The organism is Isoptericola sp. NPDC019693 (assembly GCF_044389085.1).
In the GTDB taxonomy this organism is placed as follows: Bacteria; Actinomycetota; Actinomycetes; order Actinomycetales; family Cellulomonadaceae; genus Isoptericola.
This window is the reverse complement of record NZ_JBIRXP010000001.1, coordinates 59,547-74,711: the sequence shown is the minus strand read 5'-3', so window position 1 is coordinate 74,711 and position 15,165 is coordinate 59,547. Positions and strand designations below refer to the sequence as shown.

The 15,165-nt window shown below is 75.2% G+C and carries 15 protein-coding genes and 1 pseudogene; 8 read left to right on the top strand and 8 right to left on the bottom strand.

Annotation, left to right across the window (positions count from 1 at the left end):
- Positions 1 to 79: 79 nt before the first annotated feature.
- A pseudogene (locus ACH436_RS00340) lies at positions 80 to 1,162 on the top strand (heparan-alpha-glucosaminide N-acetyltransferase domain-containing protein); the annotation flags it as partial.
- Here the strand turns inward: ACH436_RS00340 and ACH436_RS00335 are convergent.
- From ACH436_RS00335 to ACH436_RS00320, 4 genes are all read right to left on the bottom strand, one after another.
- Entirely contained in the window at positions 1,158 to 2,294 is a 1,137-nt protein-coding gene (locus ACH436_RS00335; protein WP_430558197.1) for a glycosyltransferase, read from the bottom strand. The pseudogene ACH436_RS00340 and the gene ACH436_RS00335 sit on opposite strands and share 5 nt — an antisense overlap.
- Before the next feature lie 3 nt (positions 2,295 to 2,297).
- Positions 2,298 to 3,305: a phosphodiester glycosidase family protein gene (locus ACH436_RS00330; protein ID WP_430558196.1), complete on the bottom strand. Its 1,008-nt coding sequence runs from the start codon at positions 3,303 to 3,305 to the stop codon at positions 2,298 to 2,300.
- Between the two features lie 108 nt (positions 3,306 to 3,413).
- Positions 3,414 to 3,998, bottom strand: a complete 585-nt coding sequence (locus ACH436_RS00325; protein ID WP_430559123.1) for a GNAT family N-acetyltransferase — start codon at positions 3,996 to 3,998, stop codon at positions 3,414 to 3,416.
- A gap of 4 nt (positions 3,999 to 4,002) precedes the next feature.
- Positions 4,003 to 4,857 (bottom strand): PhzF family phenazine biosynthesis protein, encoded by an 855-nt coding sequence (locus tag ACH436_RS00320; protein WP_430558195.1) that lies wholly within the window; start codon positions 4,855 to 4,857, stop codon positions 4,003 to 4,005.
- 55 nt (positions 4,858 to 4,912) lie between these two features.
- On the opposite strand from ACH436_RS00320, the gene ACH436_RS00315 reads away from it, so the two are divergent.
- On the top strand, positions 4,913 to 5,839 hold the full coding sequence (locus tag ACH436_RS00315; protein WP_430558194.1) for a 3-methyladenine DNA glycosylase: 927 nt from the start codon (positions 4,913 to 4,915) through the stop codon (positions 5,837 to 5,839).
- 74 nt (positions 5,840 to 5,913) lie between these two features.
- On the opposite strand, the gene ACH436_RS00310 is transcribed toward ACH436_RS00315, so the two are convergent.
- On the bottom strand, positions 5,914 to 6,366 hold the full coding sequence (locus ACH436_RS00310) for a peptidoglycan-binding protein (RefSeq protein ID WP_430558193.1): 453 nt from the start codon (positions 6,364 to 6,366) through the stop codon (positions 5,914 to 5,916).
- A gap of 154 nt (positions 6,367 to 6,520) precedes the next feature.
- Complete coding sequence (locus tag ACH436_RS00305) at positions 6,521 to 7,054, bottom strand: CGNR zinc finger domain-containing protein (RefSeq protein WP_430558192.1); 534 nt, start codon at positions 7,052 to 7,054, stop codon at positions 6,521 to 6,523.
- 38 nt (positions 7,055 to 7,092) lie between these two features.
- On the opposite strand from ACH436_RS00305, the gene ACH436_RS00300 reads away from it, so the two are divergent.
- From ACH436_RS00300 to ACH436_RS00285, 4 genes are all read left to right on the top strand, one after another.
- A complete protein-coding gene (locus ACH436_RS00300; RefSeq protein ID WP_430558191.1) occupies positions 7,093 to 8,181 on the top strand; it encodes an EamA family transporter in 1,089 nt (362 codons plus the stop codon).
- A gap of 32 nt (positions 8,182 to 8,213) precedes the next feature.
- Positions 8,214 to 8,960 (top strand): phosphotransferase, encoded by a 747-nt coding sequence (locus tag ACH436_RS00295; RefSeq protein WP_430558190.1) that lies wholly within the window; start codon positions 8,214 to 8,216, stop codon positions 8,958 to 8,960.
- A gap of 58 nt (positions 8,961 to 9,018) precedes the next feature.
- A complete protein-coding gene (locus ACH436_RS00290; protein ID WP_430558189.1) occupies positions 9,019 to 11,778 on the top strand; it encodes a DEAD/DEAH box helicase in 2,760 nt (919 codons plus the stop codon).
- Between the two features lie 84 nt (positions 11,779 to 11,862).
- A complete protein-coding gene (locus tag ACH436_RS00285; RefSeq protein ID WP_430558188.1) occupies positions 11,863 to 12,324 on the top strand; it encodes a hypothetical protein in 462 nt (153 codons plus the stop codon).
- A 13-nt stretch (positions 12,325 to 12,337) separates the two neighbouring features.
- On the opposite strand, the gene ACH436_RS00280 is transcribed toward ACH436_RS00285, so the two are convergent.
- Positions 12,338 to 13,093 carry a TSUP family transporter gene (locus tag ACH436_RS00280; protein ID WP_430558187.1) on the bottom strand — a complete coding sequence of 252 codons (756 nt, stop codon included), beginning with the start codon at positions 13,091 to 13,093 and terminating at the stop codon, positions 12,338 to 12,340.
- A 108-nt stretch (positions 13,094 to 13,201) separates the two neighbouring features.
- On the opposite strand from ACH436_RS00280, the gene ybaK reads away from it, so the two are divergent.
- A complete protein-coding gene (gene ybaK / locus ACH436_RS00275; protein WP_430558186.1) occupies positions 13,202 to 13,714 on the top strand; it encodes a Cys-tRNA(Pro) deacylase in 513 nt (170 codons plus the stop codon).
- 32 nt (positions 13,715 to 13,746) lie between these two features.
- Here the strand turns inward: ybaK and ACH436_RS00270 are convergent, their stop codons facing one another.
- On the bottom strand, positions 13,747 to 14,145 hold the full coding sequence (locus ACH436_RS00270) for a YccF domain-containing protein (RefSeq protein ID WP_430558185.1): 399 nt from the start codon (positions 14,143 to 14,145) through the stop codon (positions 13,747 to 13,749).
- 108 nt (positions 14,146 to 14,253) lie between these two features.
- Between ACH436_RS00270 and ACH436_RS00265 the strand changes: the two genes are divergently transcribed.
- Positions 14,254 to 15,027, top strand: a complete 774-nt coding sequence (locus tag ACH436_RS00265) for a YggS family pyridoxal phosphate-dependent enzyme (RefSeq protein ID WP_430558184.1) — start codon at positions 14,254 to 14,256, stop codon at positions 15,025 to 15,027.
- Positions 15,028 to 15,165 lie beyond the last annotated feature (138 nt).

The window sequence follows — 15,165 nt, the reverse complement described above, 5'->3', positions numbered from 1 at the left end:
GTGACCGCGCGCCCGGCAAGCCGGGGCGTTCTCACGCACCGGGACGACGCGCACCGGCCGGCGGTGGCATCATCACGCCATGACCGCGGCCACCGGCGTGCCGACCTCCCGTCTCCGTGCCGGCCTCCAGGCGGGCGGACGCCGCCTCGTCGGTGGGCCGGGGCGCGTCCCGGGCGTCGACGTCGCCCGCGGGATCGCCGTCCTCGGCATGTTCACCGCCCACGTGGGCGTCACGACGCCCGACGCCGGGCCCGCCTGGTGGCTGCTCGAGCTCTCGCACGGGCACTCGTCGATCCTGTTCGCGCTGGTCGCCGGCGTCTCGGTCGCGATCGTCTCGGGCGGCACCCGGACCCTGGACGGCGAACCGCTGCGCCGGGCGCGCACCCGCCTGCTCGTGCGGGCGGTGCTGCTGCTCGCGCTCGTCGCGCTGCTCGACCTCCTCGGCACGCGCGTCGCCCTCATCCTGGGCTTCTACGCCTGCTACTTCGTCCTCGCTCTGCCGTTCCTGCGCTGGCGGCCGCCGCGCCTCCTCGCCCTGGCTGCGCTGGTCGCGCTCGTCGGGCCGCTGCTTGCCTACTGGGGACCGGAGGCGCTGCTGCGGGCCGGGCTGCGGCTGCCGCACGACGGCTCCGGCGCCGCCACCGACTTCGTGCTCACCGGCCACTACCCGGCGGTCGTCTGGATGGCGTACGTCCTCGCGGGGATGGCGATCGGGCGCTGCGACCTGGGCTCGCCGCGACTGCGCCGCGGGCTCCTCCTGGGCGGGCTGGCCGCGTGGGGCGCCTTCTCGGTCGTGTCGGGGATCGTCGTCGGCGCGGCCGGCGGGGAGGAGGTCGTGCTGACGTCCCAGGTCATGGCCCGGCAGTCGGTGGACGGGGCGCCGGCCGGCTGGGGCGACCCGTGGCCCGGCGTCGCCGGCCTGTTCCTCGACGGCCCGCACGACGACACGACGATCGAGGTGCTCGCGTCGGGCGGGTTCGCGGCCGCCGTCGTGGGGCTGTGCCTGTACGTGGGGCGGGTCGGGCGGCGGGTGCTGGCGCCGCTGGCCGCGGTCGGGTCGATGGCGCTGACCGTCTACTCGCTGCAGATCGTCGCCATCTGGCACTGGGACCTGCTCGGGTCCACCACCAACGGCCCGCTGCTCGTGCTGGTCGTCGTCACGCTCGTCGCGGCGACGGCCTGGCGGTTCCTGCTCGGTCGGGGGCCGCTGGAGCGGCTGGTGGGGCGGGTCGCGGACCTGGCGGCGGGAACACGACCTGGCGCTGCACCGTCCAGCTCGCCAGGAACAGCGCCGCGTCCGTGAGCACCTTGGCCACCAGCAGCGGGACGCCGAGCGTGCCGTGCAGGGCGTCGAGCATGCCGTAGCTCGCGGCGAGCAGGAGCAGCGCCAGGGCCGCGTACCGGGCGGCGGACTCGCGCACCGGTGCCGCCCGCCCGGTCGCCCTCGTCGTCGCGCGACCGAAGACGACGGCGCGGTTGACCCCGAAGTTCACGACCGCGCTGAGCACCCGCGCGCCGACGACCGCGAGCGCCAGGCTCCCGGTCACCGACTGGAGCGCGAGCAGGGCCGCGGCGTCGACCCCGAAGGCGAGCAACCCCGACGCGGCGAACGCGAGCAGCGGCGCCGTCACGGTGAGCGAGTCGCGGACCGGCCGGAAGTGGGAGGAGGCGTTGTGGTCGACGTAGACGGTCTCGATCGGCACGCTCGCGACGACCGCGCCTCGCGCCGACGCCTCGAGCAGCACGCGCAGCTCGTACTCGTAACGGTCGCCGCTCACCCCGGTCAGCCAGGTCAGCGCGTCGGCGCGGAAGCCCCGCAGCCCGGTCTGGGTGTCGCGCACGGGCAGGCCGGTCGCGGTACGGAACGCGGCGCCGCTCAGCGCGTTGCCCACGCGGCTGCGCAGCGGGACGCCCGGGCCGGCGAGGTCCCGCTCCCCCACGACGACGTCCGCGTCGCCGGCCGCGAGCCGGTCGGCGACGGCGCGCACGCCGGCCGGCGTGTGCTGGCCGTCGGCGTCCGCGGTGACGACGTCGCGCCCGGGGTCGCGCTCGAGCGCGTGCGCGAAGGCCGTGCGCAGCGCCGCACCCTTGCCGCGGTTCGACCCGTGCCGCAGCACGTCGACGCCGCGGAGGGCGAGCGCGTCGAACACGGCGGCGAACGCGGGGCCGGAGCCGTCGTCGACCACGAGGACGTCGGGCAGGCCGAGCGCCGCGAGGTCGCGCACGAGCGCGGGCAGCGCCGCGTCGGGCCGGTAGGCGGGGACGACGACGAGCGGCGGTCCGGGGGCGGTCACCGCTCAGCCCGCCACGTAGAGGATGTCGGAGGTGCCGCGCTCGCCGCCGTTGGACGGCCGGTTGACGACCTCGCCGTCGAAGTAGAGCGTCGAGGAGCCGCCGCCGTCCAGGTTGTAGGCCGTGACGGCGCCCTGGTCGATCATGATCTGCGCCAGCTCGGTCATGGTGGCGCCCCGGCTGTACCCGGTGTCCCGGCCGTCGACGACGACGATGACGAGGTTCCCGTCCGCGTCCACGCCGATCGCCGTGCGGGGCTGCTCGCCCTGGATGGAGTGGTTGCCCACGTTGGTGTCGACCTCGACGTCCTCGATGCCGTCGACCACCTGGCCCTCCTCGACCACGGCCGGGCCGAAGGACAGGGTGTTCCACACCCCGTCGGCGACGAGCTCGTCGGCCGTGGTGGCCGTCTCGTCGTACACCTCGACGCGACCGTCCGTGTAGAAGGCGAGGCCCTCGCGGGCGCCCTCGTCGCGGTAGACGACGCCGTTGCGGATGACGATCCCCGTGTCCCGGAAGCCGTAGTAGTCGCCGTTGACGGCGAGGATCGCGCCGTTGTCCTGCGCGATGTCGCTCGTGTCCTCGGTGATGTTGGTGCCGAACTGGTCCTGGGCGAACGCCGACCGCAGCTGGGTCGCGTCGTCGAGCGCGACGTGGGCCACGTAGTAGGTGACCGTGTCGTCGCCGGAACCCTCCGTGACGGTGTCGAGGGAGATCGTCGTGTCGTCGGAGGTGTACCCGTCGTCGGTGACCGTGCCGTCGGCGCCGGCGGCCGTGCCGTCTTCGGTCGTGGTACCGGACGCGACGCCCGTCTGCGCGGCCTCGTAGGCGGAGACGTCGTCGATCTCGACGTGCTCCACGAGGAAGCGGTTCGCCGCCCAGGCGGTGACGCCGCCCACGGGCAGCAACAGGGCCAGCGTGGTGACCAGGACGACGAGCCGGCGCGGGCGGCGGGGCCGGGCGGTCGGTTCGGTGGGTTCTGTGGGTTCTGTGGGCTCGGTGGGTTCGGTCATGCCCGCCATGGAAGGCGACCCGCCTGCGACGACCGTCGGCGGACGCTGCGGGCCGGCCGGGAACGCTGACCGCCGCCTGGACGCGGGGCGGGCTCGGCGTGTGCGCGGTCAGGCGCTCTCGGCCGGGTGGTCCAGGGTGAGCCACTCCTCGTCCCGGACGTACCCCAGCGACTCGTTGACCGCGATGATCGCCGCGTTCTCGGCGGCACCGCCGGTGCGGAAGCGGCGCACGCCGGCGGCACGCAGCTCGCCGAGGGACAGCGCCTTGACCGCGGCGGCGAGCCCCCGGCCGCGCCAGTCCCGGGCCACGACGGTGAGGTCCGTCTCCCCGCGCTCCCCGTCGACGTCGACGAACGTCATCGCGACGAGCGCGTCACCGGCGAGCGCGCCGAACGCCCGGCGTCCCGGCGTCGGGGTGGCGCCGGCCGCCGTCAGGGGCGCGCGGCTGGTCGCGACGTCGCCCGGATAGTCGGCCACCGTGGCCCGGTCGAGGGCGAGGATCGCCTCCCGGTCCGCCGGCCCCAGCTCGCGCAGCACCGCCAGTCCCGCCACGGCAGCGCGGGCGCGCTGCCACGACCGCGGGTCGGCGTCGGCCACGTCCAGCCCGGCGCCCCAGGAGCGCGCGACGACGCGGGCTCCGGCCGCGAGCGCCGCCTCCGCCTGCACGGTGCCGGCCCGCGCCACGACCTTCATCACGCTAGATCGTCACCGTCCCGGCGATGGTGGTGACCGCGGCTCCGGCGACCCACACGTCGCCGTGGGCGTCGCGACGCACGTGCACGCGACCGCGCCGGCCCAGGGCGGTGCCCTGCGAGGCGACGTAAGACGGCGGCAGCAGGCCGCCCGCGAGCCACTGGCCGAGGCCGGCGTTGAGGCTGCCCGTGACCGGGTCCTCGGCGACTCCGATGTCGGGCACGAACGCGCGCACCTCGACGGCGGCGTCCGACTCCCCCGGCGCGTAGGCGCCGACGACGCCGATCTTCAGGTCGCCGAACGCGGCGAGGTCCGGCTCGACGGCGAGCACGGCCGCGGCGTCGCGCAGGCGGGCCGCGACCCAGCCCGGTCCGTTGTCCACCCAGGCCGCGTCCTCGATGTCCGCGACGCTCACCCGCAGGCCGCGGGCGATCCGCGCGAGGTCCTCCGGGCCCACCGGGCCGGAGCGTCGCAGCGGCGGGGCGGCGAACGCGAGCCGGTCGCCGTCCTCGGCGGCGTCGCGCCGGACGGTGACGAGCCCGACGCCGCACTCCTGGACGATGTGGTCCGCGGAGCGGGGCGTCCCGCCCGCCTCGAGCCACGCGTGCGCGGTGCCGAGCGTCGGGTGCCCGGCGAAGGGCAGCTCGCCGCCGGGCGTCCAGATCCGCAGCCGGTAGTCCGCCGCGGGGTCGGTGGGGCGCAGCAGGAACGTGGTCTCGGAGAGGTTGGTCCAGCGCGCGAAGGCGGCCATCTGCGCGTCGTCGAGGTCGTCGGCGTCGTGCACCACGGCCACCGGGTTACCGGTGAGCGGGCCGGTGGCGAAGACGTCGACCTGGCGGAATCCGTAGGTGTGCGGCACGGGTCACACGCTAACGGGGCCGGGGGTGTGCTCGCCGCGCTCGTACCCTGGTGGGGTGCGCGCGACGACTCTCGACGACCCGGCGGTCCCCGCCGACGTCGTCGTGCTGCGCGACACCTGGGAGCCGCTGGCCGCCGCGCACGCTGACCGCGCGGACGCGCTGACGGCGGTGTGGCGCGCGGCGCGCGACCGGGGCGACAAGCACGCCATCGAGGACTTCCTGTTCACGTACTACCCGACCCGCGTGAGCCACCTGCGCCGGTGGCACCCGGGCCCGGGCGTGGTGCTCGCGGGCGGCGCCGAGCACGCCGGGTGGCGCTGGTACCGCCCGGTGGCGCTGTCGGACGGCGGCACGGGCGTCACGCTCGACGCCGAGGCGTTCGTGGCGGACCGCGGCGACACCGTGCGCTACGTCCGGGCGCTCGTGTCCGCCACGGCGGGTCGCCCGGGCACGTTCGGCTGCTTCGGCCTGCACGAGTGGGCGATGGTCTACCGCGACCGCGCGGCAAAGCGGGACCACCGCCACCCGCTGCCGCTGCGGCTGGGCCACGACGGCACGGACGCGGTCGTCGAGTCGCACCGCATCGGCTGCTCCCACTTCGACGCCTACCGGTTCTTCACGCCCGAGGCCGAGGGCCGCAACCAGCTGCGCCCCACCCGCGAGCGCCAGCCCGCGATGGAGCAGCCCGGCTGCCTGCACGCCGGCATGGACCTGTACAAGTGGGCGCTCAAGCTCGGCCCCGCCGCTCCCGGGGACCTGCTGCTCGACGCCTTCGAGCTCGCCCGCGACATCCGGTACACGGACATGGCGGCCGCGCCGTACGACGTCTCGTCGTACGGCGTCGAGGCCGTGCCGATCGAGACGCCGGAGGGCAAGGCCGAGTACGTGCGCCGGCAGCGCGGGTTCGCCGCGCGCGGGCAGGAGCTGCGCGCGCGGCTGGTCGGGGTGTGCGACGCGGTGCTCGAGGCCGTCGAACCGTAGCCCCGCGTCCAGGCCGACCGCCCGGACCGGGACGGCGCCGCGCCCGGCGGACGACGGGGCTCTCGCACCGTGTCTCAGTCGGAGACCATCCCGCTGACCAGGGCTCGCCACGTCACGGGGCCGACGACGCCGTCCACGAGCACGCCGAACCCGGACAGGGCCCGCTGGAACCCGCGCACCGCGCTCTCCGTCCTCGGGCCGAAGACCCCGTCGACCACGAGGTCGACGTCGGGGCGGACGTCGAGCTCGGACTGCGCCCCGCGGACGGCGTGGCCGCGGCTGCCGAGGCGCACCGTGACGACGATCGCGCCCCAGGTCCGCGGGCCGACGACGCCGTCGGCCTCGAGGCCGAAGTCGCGCTGGGAGGCGCGCACGGCGGCCTCGGTGAGCGGGCCGAACGTCTCGTCCACCTCGAGGTCGTGGCCGTGCTCGTCGAGCAGGTGCTGCAGCGTGCCGACGGGGTGGAACCGGTCGCCGGGACGCACGACCGGCCAGGGGTCGAGGGCCATGCTCGTCGTGACGGACATCGCCGCCTCCTTCGTGGGGCCGGGCCGGGCGGGTCGTCGCCCCGGGAAAGCCTGGCGCCCTCGCGGGGAGGGAGCGCGTCGCCCGAGGCCAGATACGTCGGCAGCACGGGACGAAGACGGAGGGGCGCCGGAGGGACGCCGGACGGCGACGGCCTCAGCCCGCCCGACGCGCCCGCAGCGCCGCCTGGGCGTTGCGGTTGGTGCACGCTGTGGAGCAGTACCGCCGGGACCGGTTGCGCGACAGGTCGAGCACGAGGCCCAGGCAGTCGTCGTCGGCGCACACGGCGAGGCGGGAGTGCTCGTCGGCGCGCACGACGTCGATCATCGCCATCGCCGTCTCGACGGTGATCCGCTCGTCGAGCGGCGCGTCCGGGGAGACGGCGTGGACGTGCCAGTCCTCGCCCTCGTGCCGCACGAGCCGCGGCGAGGCGCCGGCCTGCTCGAGCAGGACGTTGACGAGCGCGGCCGCCTCGTCCCGGCCCGCCAGCAGCAGCCCGCGCAGCCGCGGCGCCAGCGCGCGCACCCGCGCCAGCTCGGCCTCGGTGCCGTCGTGGCGCCCGGTGTACCCGTGCCGCACGAGGAACGCGTCCAGGTCGGCCGTCGTCGTGAGCGTCAGCGGGGGCTCCTCCGCGTTGACGAGGTCGACGGCCGCGCGCAGCGAGTTCACGGTGTCATGTGCGAAAACCACGTTGACACATTAGCCCACTCGCCCTACCGTCATGCGTCATGAGCAATGACGCACATGACACCCCCGGTGCGCCCGCCCCGCCGGCGGTCGCGCGCGGCGGGCTGGGCACGGGCCTCGTGCTCGCCGTCGTCTCCGCCGTGACGTTCAGCCTGTCCGGCCCGCTCGCCGCCGGGCTGTTCGCGACCGGCTGGAGCCCGGGTGCCGTCGTCCTCGTGCGCGTCGCTCTCGGCGCGGTCGTGCTGCTGCCGTTCGGCGTCGTCGCCCTGCGCGGCGACTGGGCGCCCGTGCGCCGCAACCTGCGGCTGCTGGCGCTCTACGGCGCGCTCGGCGTCGCCGCGACGCAGTTCTGCTACTTCGCGGCCGTGCAGCACATGCAGGTGGGGCCCGCGCTGCTCATCGAGTACTCGGCGCCGGCGGCGGTCGTCGCCTGGCTCTGGCTGCGGCACGGCCAGCGCCCCGGACGGGCGACGCTCGCCGGCCTCGCGCTCGCCGCCGCCGGGCTGGTGCTCGTGCTGGACCTCACCGGCGCCCGCCTCGACCCCGTCGGGGTGGCGTGGGCGCTCGGCGCGATGGTCGGCGCCTCCACCTACTTCGTGCTCAACGCCCGGTCCGGCACCGGCCTGCCGCCCCTGAGCCTCGCCGCGGGCGGGCTGGTCGTGGGCGCCGTGCTGCTCGCGGTGCTCGCCGCCGTCGGCATCCTGCCCGTGACCGCCTCGACCGCCGCCGTCGGGCTCGCGGGAGCCGTCGTCCCCGTCGGGGCGGTGCTCGCCGCGCTGGGCGTCGTGACCGCGGGCGTCGCGTACGTCACCGGCATCGCGGCCGGGCGCAGGCTGGGGGCACGGCCGGCGTCGTTCGTCGCGCTGCTCGAGGTGGTCAGCGCCGTGTGCTTCGCCTGGGTGCTGCTCGACGAGCTGCCCCGCCCCGTCCAGCTGGTCGGCGGGCTGCTGGTGCTCGCCGGGGTGGTCGTCGTGCAGCAGGGCGAGGCCGCCACGCGGCGCACACCGCCCGCGGTCGGGCCGAGCCTCGGGACCCGCCCCGAGGCAGAGGCCGGGACGGCCACCGGGACCATCGAACCGGCCGCCGGACCGGCCGCCGCGACCGACGTCGAACCGACGGGAAAGCCCTAGCCCGGAGCGACACGGGATGCCACGATCGGCGCATGTCCCGCGTCCTCGCCGCCACCCCGTCCGAGCCCGTCGTCGTGCCCGAACGGGTGCGCCTGCTCGCCGGCGACGACGCCGTGACACCGGTGTGGCGCAACGAGCTCGGCGGCCTCACGTTCCGCCTGACCGCGGCCACGGGCGCCGAGCGCTACGTCAAGTGGGTCGCCGCCGGCACCCCCGAGCTGGACCTCGACGCCGAGGCGGAACGGCTCGCCTGGGCCGCCCCGCACACCCCGGTGCCGCAGGTGCTCGAGCGCGGCGCGGACGCCGCTGGGTCCTGGCTGCTCACCGCGGGGATCGCGGGCCGCTCCGCCGTCGACCCCCGCTGGCTGGCGCACCCGGAGACGGCCGTGCGCGCGATCGGCGCCGGGCTGCGGGCCCTGCACGACACGCTCCCCGTGGACGACTGCCCGTTCTCGTGGAGCGTGGCCGACCGCGTCGGACGCCTCTCCCCCGCCGCTCGCGCCCAGGTCGGCGCCGTGCCGGACGTCGACCGTCTCGTCGTGTGCCACGGCGACCCGTGCGCCCCCAACACCCTGCTGGACGACGGCGGCCGGTGGACGGCGCACGTCGACCTCGACGCGATGGGCGTCGCGGACCGCTGGGCCGACCTCGCCGTCGCCAGCTACAGCCTGGAGTGGAACTACGGCGACGGGTACGAGCCCGCCTTCTTCGACGCGTACGGCATCGCGCCCGACGAGGAGCGCATCGCCTTCTACCGGCACCTGTGGGACCTCGGCTGACACGTCGTCGCCCCCGCGCCGCGAAGCCGCCTGCCCGGGCTGGAAGAATGGCCCGACCATGACTTCCCCGACCGGCACCCCCACCGAGACCGCCACCGAGACCGCCACCGTCCCCCGCCCCGCCGGCACGCTGCTGCCGTACCTGCCCGCCCCCACCGGCGGCGCGCCGGACCCCGACGTCCTCTTCGAGGGGTTCGGCGAGTGGGCCGCCGGCACCGGCCGGCCGCTGTACCCCCACCAGGAGGAGGCCCTCCTGGAGCTCATGACCGGCTCGCACGTGGTCCTGGCGACGCCCACGGGATCGGGCAAGTCGATGGTCGCGATGGGCGCGCAGTTCGCCGCGCTGGCGAACCGCCGGTCGGGCCGCGGCGGCCGCACGTTCTACACCGCGCCGCTCAAGGCCCTGGTGAGCGAGAAGTTCTTCGACCTCGTCGCCGCGTTCGGGTCGCGCAACGTGGGCATGATGACCGGCGACTCCGCCGTCAACGCCGACGCCCCGATCATCTGCTGCACCGCGGAGATCCTCGCGAACCTCGCCCTGCGGCGCGGGGCGGACGACGACGGCGTCGGCGCGGACGGCACGGCGGGCGACGACGCCATCGCCCAGGTCGTCATGGACGAGTTCCACTTCTACGGCGACCGGCAGCGCGGCTGGGCGTGGCAGGTGCCGCTGCTGGAGCTGCCGCGCACGCAGTTCCTGCTCATGTCGGCCACCCTGGGCGACACCACCCGGCTGCGGGAGGACCTCGAGGAGCGCAGCGGCCGCCCCGTCGCGGAGGTCGCGGGCGCCGAGCGGCCCGTGCCGCTGACGTTCTCCTACGTCGTCGAGCCGCTGACCGAGGTCATCACCGAGCTCGTCACGACGCACCGCGCCCCCGTCTACGTCGTCCACTTCACGCAGAAGGACGCCGTCGAGCGCGCCCAGGCGCTGCTGTCCACGAACCTGGCGTCCAAGGACGAGAAGGCCGCGATCGCCGCCGAGATCGGCGCGTTCCGCTTCGGCACGGGCTTCGGCAAGACGCTGAGCAAGTTCCTGCGCGCGGGCGTCGGCGTGCACCACGCGGGGATGCTGCCCAAGTACCGGCGGCTCGTGGAGCGGCTCACGCAGCGCGGCCTGCTCAAGGTGGTCTGCGGCACCGACACGCTCGGCGTCGGCATCAACGTGCCCATCCGCACCGTGCTGATGACGTCGCTGGTCAAGTACGACGGCGAGCGCATGCGCCACCTCACCGCGCGTGAGTTCCACCAGATCGCCGGCCGGGCCGGGCGCGCGGGCTTCGACACCGTCGGCGAGGTGCTCGTCATGGCCCCCGATCACGTCATCGAGAACCGCAAGCAGCTTGCCAAGGCGGGCGACGACCCGAAGAAGCTCAAGAAGGTGGTGCGCAAGAAGGCGCCCGCCGGCGCCGTGAACTGGACCGACTCCACGTTCGAGCGGCTGCGCGACGCCGACCCCGAGCCCCTGACCAGCCAGTTCCACGTCAACCACGCCATGGTGCTCAACGTGCTCGCGCGGGATGCGGCGGGCACGGGCGGCGACCCCGTCGAGGCCATGCGTCACCTCCTCACCGCGAACCACGACACCGAGACGCAGCAGGCCAGGCACGTGCGCCAGACCTTCCGCATCTACCGGTCGCTGCGCGTCGCGGGCGTCGTGGAGAAGGTGCGCGTGCCCGACCCGTCGCGCCCCGCCGGGTACCGGCCCAGCGTGCGGCTCGTCGTCGACCTGCCGCGCGACTTCGCGCTGAACGCCCCCCTGTCGCCGTTCGCGCTCGCGGCCATGGACCTGTTGGACGTCGAGAGCCCGACGCACGTGCTCGACGTCGTCTCCGTCATCGAGGCGACCCTCGACGACCCGCGGCAGATCCTCTACGCCCAGCAGAGCAAGGCCAAGGGCGAGGCCGTCGCGGCGATGAAGGCCGAGGGCCTGGAGTACGAGGAGCGCATGGAGGCGCTCGAGGACGTCACGTGGCCGCGGCCGCTCGCCGACCTCCTCGAGCCGGCGTTCCTGACGTACAAGCGGTCCAACCCGTGGGTGGCCGACGCCGAGCTGGCGCCCAAGTCCGTGGTGCGCGACATGCTCGAGCAGGCCATGACGTTCGCCGAGCTCGTCAGCGTGTACGGGCTCGAGCGCACCGAGGGCGTCGTGCTGCGCTACCTCGCCGACGCCTACCGCGCGCTGCGCCAGGTGGTGCCGGAGGAGCACCGCACCGAGGAGGTGCAGGAGGTCGTGGAGTGGCTCGGCGAGCTGGTGCGCGGCGTCGACTCGTCGCTGCTCGACGAGTGGGAGCGGCTGCAGAACCCGGTCGACGACGACGCCGACACCGTCGTCGAGGGCGAGCTCGCCGAAGCCGGCGCCGAGGCGCCGACACGCCCGGTCACGGGCAACCCGCGCGCCTTCCGCCGCCTGGTGCGCAACGCAACGTTCCGTCGCGTCGAGCTCGCCGCCCGCGAGGACTACGACGCGCTCGGCGCCCTGGACGGCGCGCACGGCTGGGACGGCGACGCCTGGGCCGCCGCGCTCGACCCGCTGTTCGAGGCGCAGGGCGACGACGCGGTCGGCATCGGCCCCGCCGCCCGTGCGGCCGGGCTGCTCACCATCCGGGAGCCCGGCACGGAGCTGCCCGGCGGCGCGACCACCACCACGCGCGACGGCGTCGAGGTCGCCGAGGTGCCCGCGGGCACCTGGTGGGTGCGCCAGGTGCTCGACGACGCGGACGGCGACCACGACTGGGCGATCACCGCCGTCGTCGACCTGGCCGCGAGCGACGAGGCCGGGACGGTCGCGCTCACCGTCGTGGACGTCGGGCGGATCTGAGCGGCGGCGGTTGCAAGCAACCGGCGACGGCCGTGTGATCGACCCAGGGCGCCGCCCCGGCACCCCTGACGTCAGGAGTCCGCCATGGACACCACGACCATCGTCTGGATCGTCGTCGCCGTCGTCGTCGTGCTGCTGATCGTGCTCGTCGCGATGGCCCTCGCCCGCCGCTCCCGGGCCGCCGAGGCCCGCCGCCGCGAGGAGCGACGCGACGAGGCCGCCGAGCTGCGCCGGCAGGCGGAGCACGACCGGATCGCCGTCCAGGAGCGCGAGGCGGCCACCGCCAGGCTCGACGCCGAGGCCCGGATGTCGCAGGCGGAGGCCGACCAGAAGGCCGCCGAGGCGGCGCGCCTGCAGGAGCAGGCCCGCGCCAGGGACGCGAGCCTCGCCGAGCACCGGGCCGAGGTCGACGAGCGCCTGCGCCGCGCGGACGAGCTGGACCCCGACCAGGGCACCCAGGGGCACGCGCCCGAGCACCGCGCCGACGGGCCGGCGGACGGGCCCGCGGTCGCCCCGCGCCGCGACGAGGGCGACCGGCCGGTCTGAGCCCGCCCCCTCCTCAGCCGAGGCGCAGCAGGCCCTGCACGAGGGTGGCGACCCCGCCGACGTAGGCGAGCACGATCAGCCCGCGTCGCACCGCGGGCGCGGGGACGCGCGGGGTGAGCCAGTCGCCGACGGCGAGCCCCACCACGATCGCGGCCAGGACGGCCGCCCACTGCCAGACGTCGAAGGGCGGGAAGGACGCGTCGGTGAGGGTCAGCTTCGCGACCAGCGCGGCCAGCGCGTTGGTCGCGAAGAACGGCTGCGCCGTCGCGGCGAAGGCGCGTGGCTCCCAGCCGCTGAGCACGGAGTAGATCGCCACGGGCGGGCCGCCGATGCCCGCCGCCACGCTGCCCACGCCGCTCGCGACGCCGGTGACGACCAACGGCACGCGGGCCTCCGGCCGCACCGGGCGACGTCCGGCGCGCCGCAGCCGGGACGTGACGACGGCGAGCGTCATCGCCACGACGACGAGGGCACCCACGGCGACCTCGAGCGCCGCGCGGCTCGCGTCCCGCAGCAGCAGCGCGGCGGGCACCATGACGGCCACCGACGTCGCGGCCAGCCAGGCGTACCGCCGCCAGTCCACGTCCCGCGCGACTCGCCCCAGGATGAGCGCGGAGGCGATCGCGCCCGTCAGGTTGACGAACAGCACGCCCTCGAGCGGCCCGGCCAGGAGCACGATGAACGGGCCGGCCACGAGGCCGAACCCCATGCCCGTCACCCGCTGGAGTGCCCCTCCCACCAGGATCGCGAGGACGAGAAGGAGGAGCACCGCCCCACCGTACCCGGGCGCAACGTGCGTGCTGGCTTGTTCCTCAAACCTCCTGTTCGAGGAGAAATTCAGCACGCACGTTGCTTTCGGCAGGGCACAATCGGCGGCGTGTCGAAGAAGGTGCCGAAGACGAAGCCGCACGCCTCGCACGGGACGCCCGCGGTCGTCGCGCTCGACCGGGCCGGCGTGGCCTACGGCCTGCACACCTACGAGCACGACCCGGCGTCGGACCTGAGCTACGGCCTGGAGGCCGCCGCTGCGCTGGGCGCGGACCCGGCGCAGGTCTTCAAGACGCTCCTGACGGACGTGGACGGGCGGCTCGTCGTCGGCATCGTCCCGGTGGACGGCAGCCTCGACCTCAAGGCGCTGGCCCGTGCCGTGGGCGGCAAGCGGGCGACGATGGCGGACCCGGCCGCGGCGCAGCGCGCCACCGGCTACGTGGTGGGCGGCATCTCGCCGCTCGGGCAGAAGCAGCGCCACACCACCGTGCTCGACGAGTCCGCGGCGCGCTTCGACGTCGTCTACGTCTCCGGGGGACGGCGCGGCCTGGACGTCTCGCTCGCCCCCGACGACCTGCTGCGCCTCACGGGCGGGACGACGGCGCCGATCGGCCGGGCCTGACAGGTCGGTGCCGGCCCGTCAGTACTGGTCGGTCAGTGCTGGTAGGTCGGGTACCGCGCGTCGCTGGGCACGATGTCCTTGCCGAGCGGCAGCAGCGAGATCGGGATCATCTTGAGGTTCGCGATCGCCAGCGGGATGCCGATGATCGTGATCGCCTGGGCGACCGCGGTCGTGATGTGCCCGATGGTGAGCCAGATGCCCGCGAAGATGATCCAGATGATGTTGCCCAGCACGGACCAGCCGCCGGCGCCCGGCTTGTCGACGACGGCGCGACCGAACGGCCACAACGCGTACCCCGCGATGCGGAACGACGCGATGCCCCACGGGATCGCGACGATCGTGATGCAGCACAGGATGCCCGCCGCGGCGTAGCCGAGCGCGAGCCAGAAGCCGCCGAAGACGAGCCAGATGATGTTGAGCAGGGCCTTCACGCGACCATCCTCCCCGCTCAGCCACGGACCGCACCACCGGGGATGCCCCTGAGCGGACCCTGGTCGCCGCCTCTCGGGCACGGTCGTGGTCGTTCGTAGACTGGCGCCATGCCCACCGAGTGTTCCGGGATCCCCGCACGCCTGGCCGCCGTCCACGACCGTGTCGCCGACGCCGCGCGCGCCGCCGACCGCGAACCGCGCGAGGTCCGCGTCCTGCTGGCCACCAAGACCCAGGACGCCGAGACGGTGCTCGCCGGCGTGCGGGCCGCGCTCGAGAGGGCCGCCGCGGCGGGCGACGACCGGCCGGTGCTGATCGGCGAGAACCGGGTGCAGGAGCTCGTCGCCAAGGCGCCGGCCCTGGCGGACCTCGTCGGCGCGGGCCGGGTCGAGGCCCACCTCATCGGCCACCTGCAGAAGAACAAGGTCAACCAGGTGCTCTCGTCGGCCACCGCCGTCGACTCCGTGGACTCCCTCGCGATCGCGCGCGCCCTGTCCACCCGCTGCGAGCGCGACGGCCGCACGCTCGACGTCCTCGTGCAGGTCAACGTCTCCGGCGAGGAGAGCAAGTCCGGCGTCGCGCCCGACGACGCCGCGGCGCTCGCCGTCGACGTCGCGGCGCTGCCGGGCCTGCGGCTGAGCGGGTTCATGACGATCGGCGCGCGCCTGGGTGAGCATCGCGACGAGGCGCTGGTGCGCGCCGGTTTCGCCCGGCTGCGGGAGATTCGCGACGGCGTCCTCGCCGGCGGGGCGCCGGGTACCGCCGACGCCCGAGAGCTCTCCATGGGCATGACCGGCGACCTCGAGCTCGCCGTCGCCGAGGGCGCCACCGTCGTCCGCGTCGGTACCGCCGTCTTCGGCGCCCGTCCCGCCCCCGCGAGGTAGTCCATCCCCCGCCGAGGTAGTTCATCTCCTGCCGAGGTAGTTCATCCCTCGCCGAGGTAGTCCGAGCCCCCACGAGGTAGTTCATCCCTCGCCGAGGTAGTCCGAGCCCCCGCGAGGTAGTCCCACCTCCGCGCGATG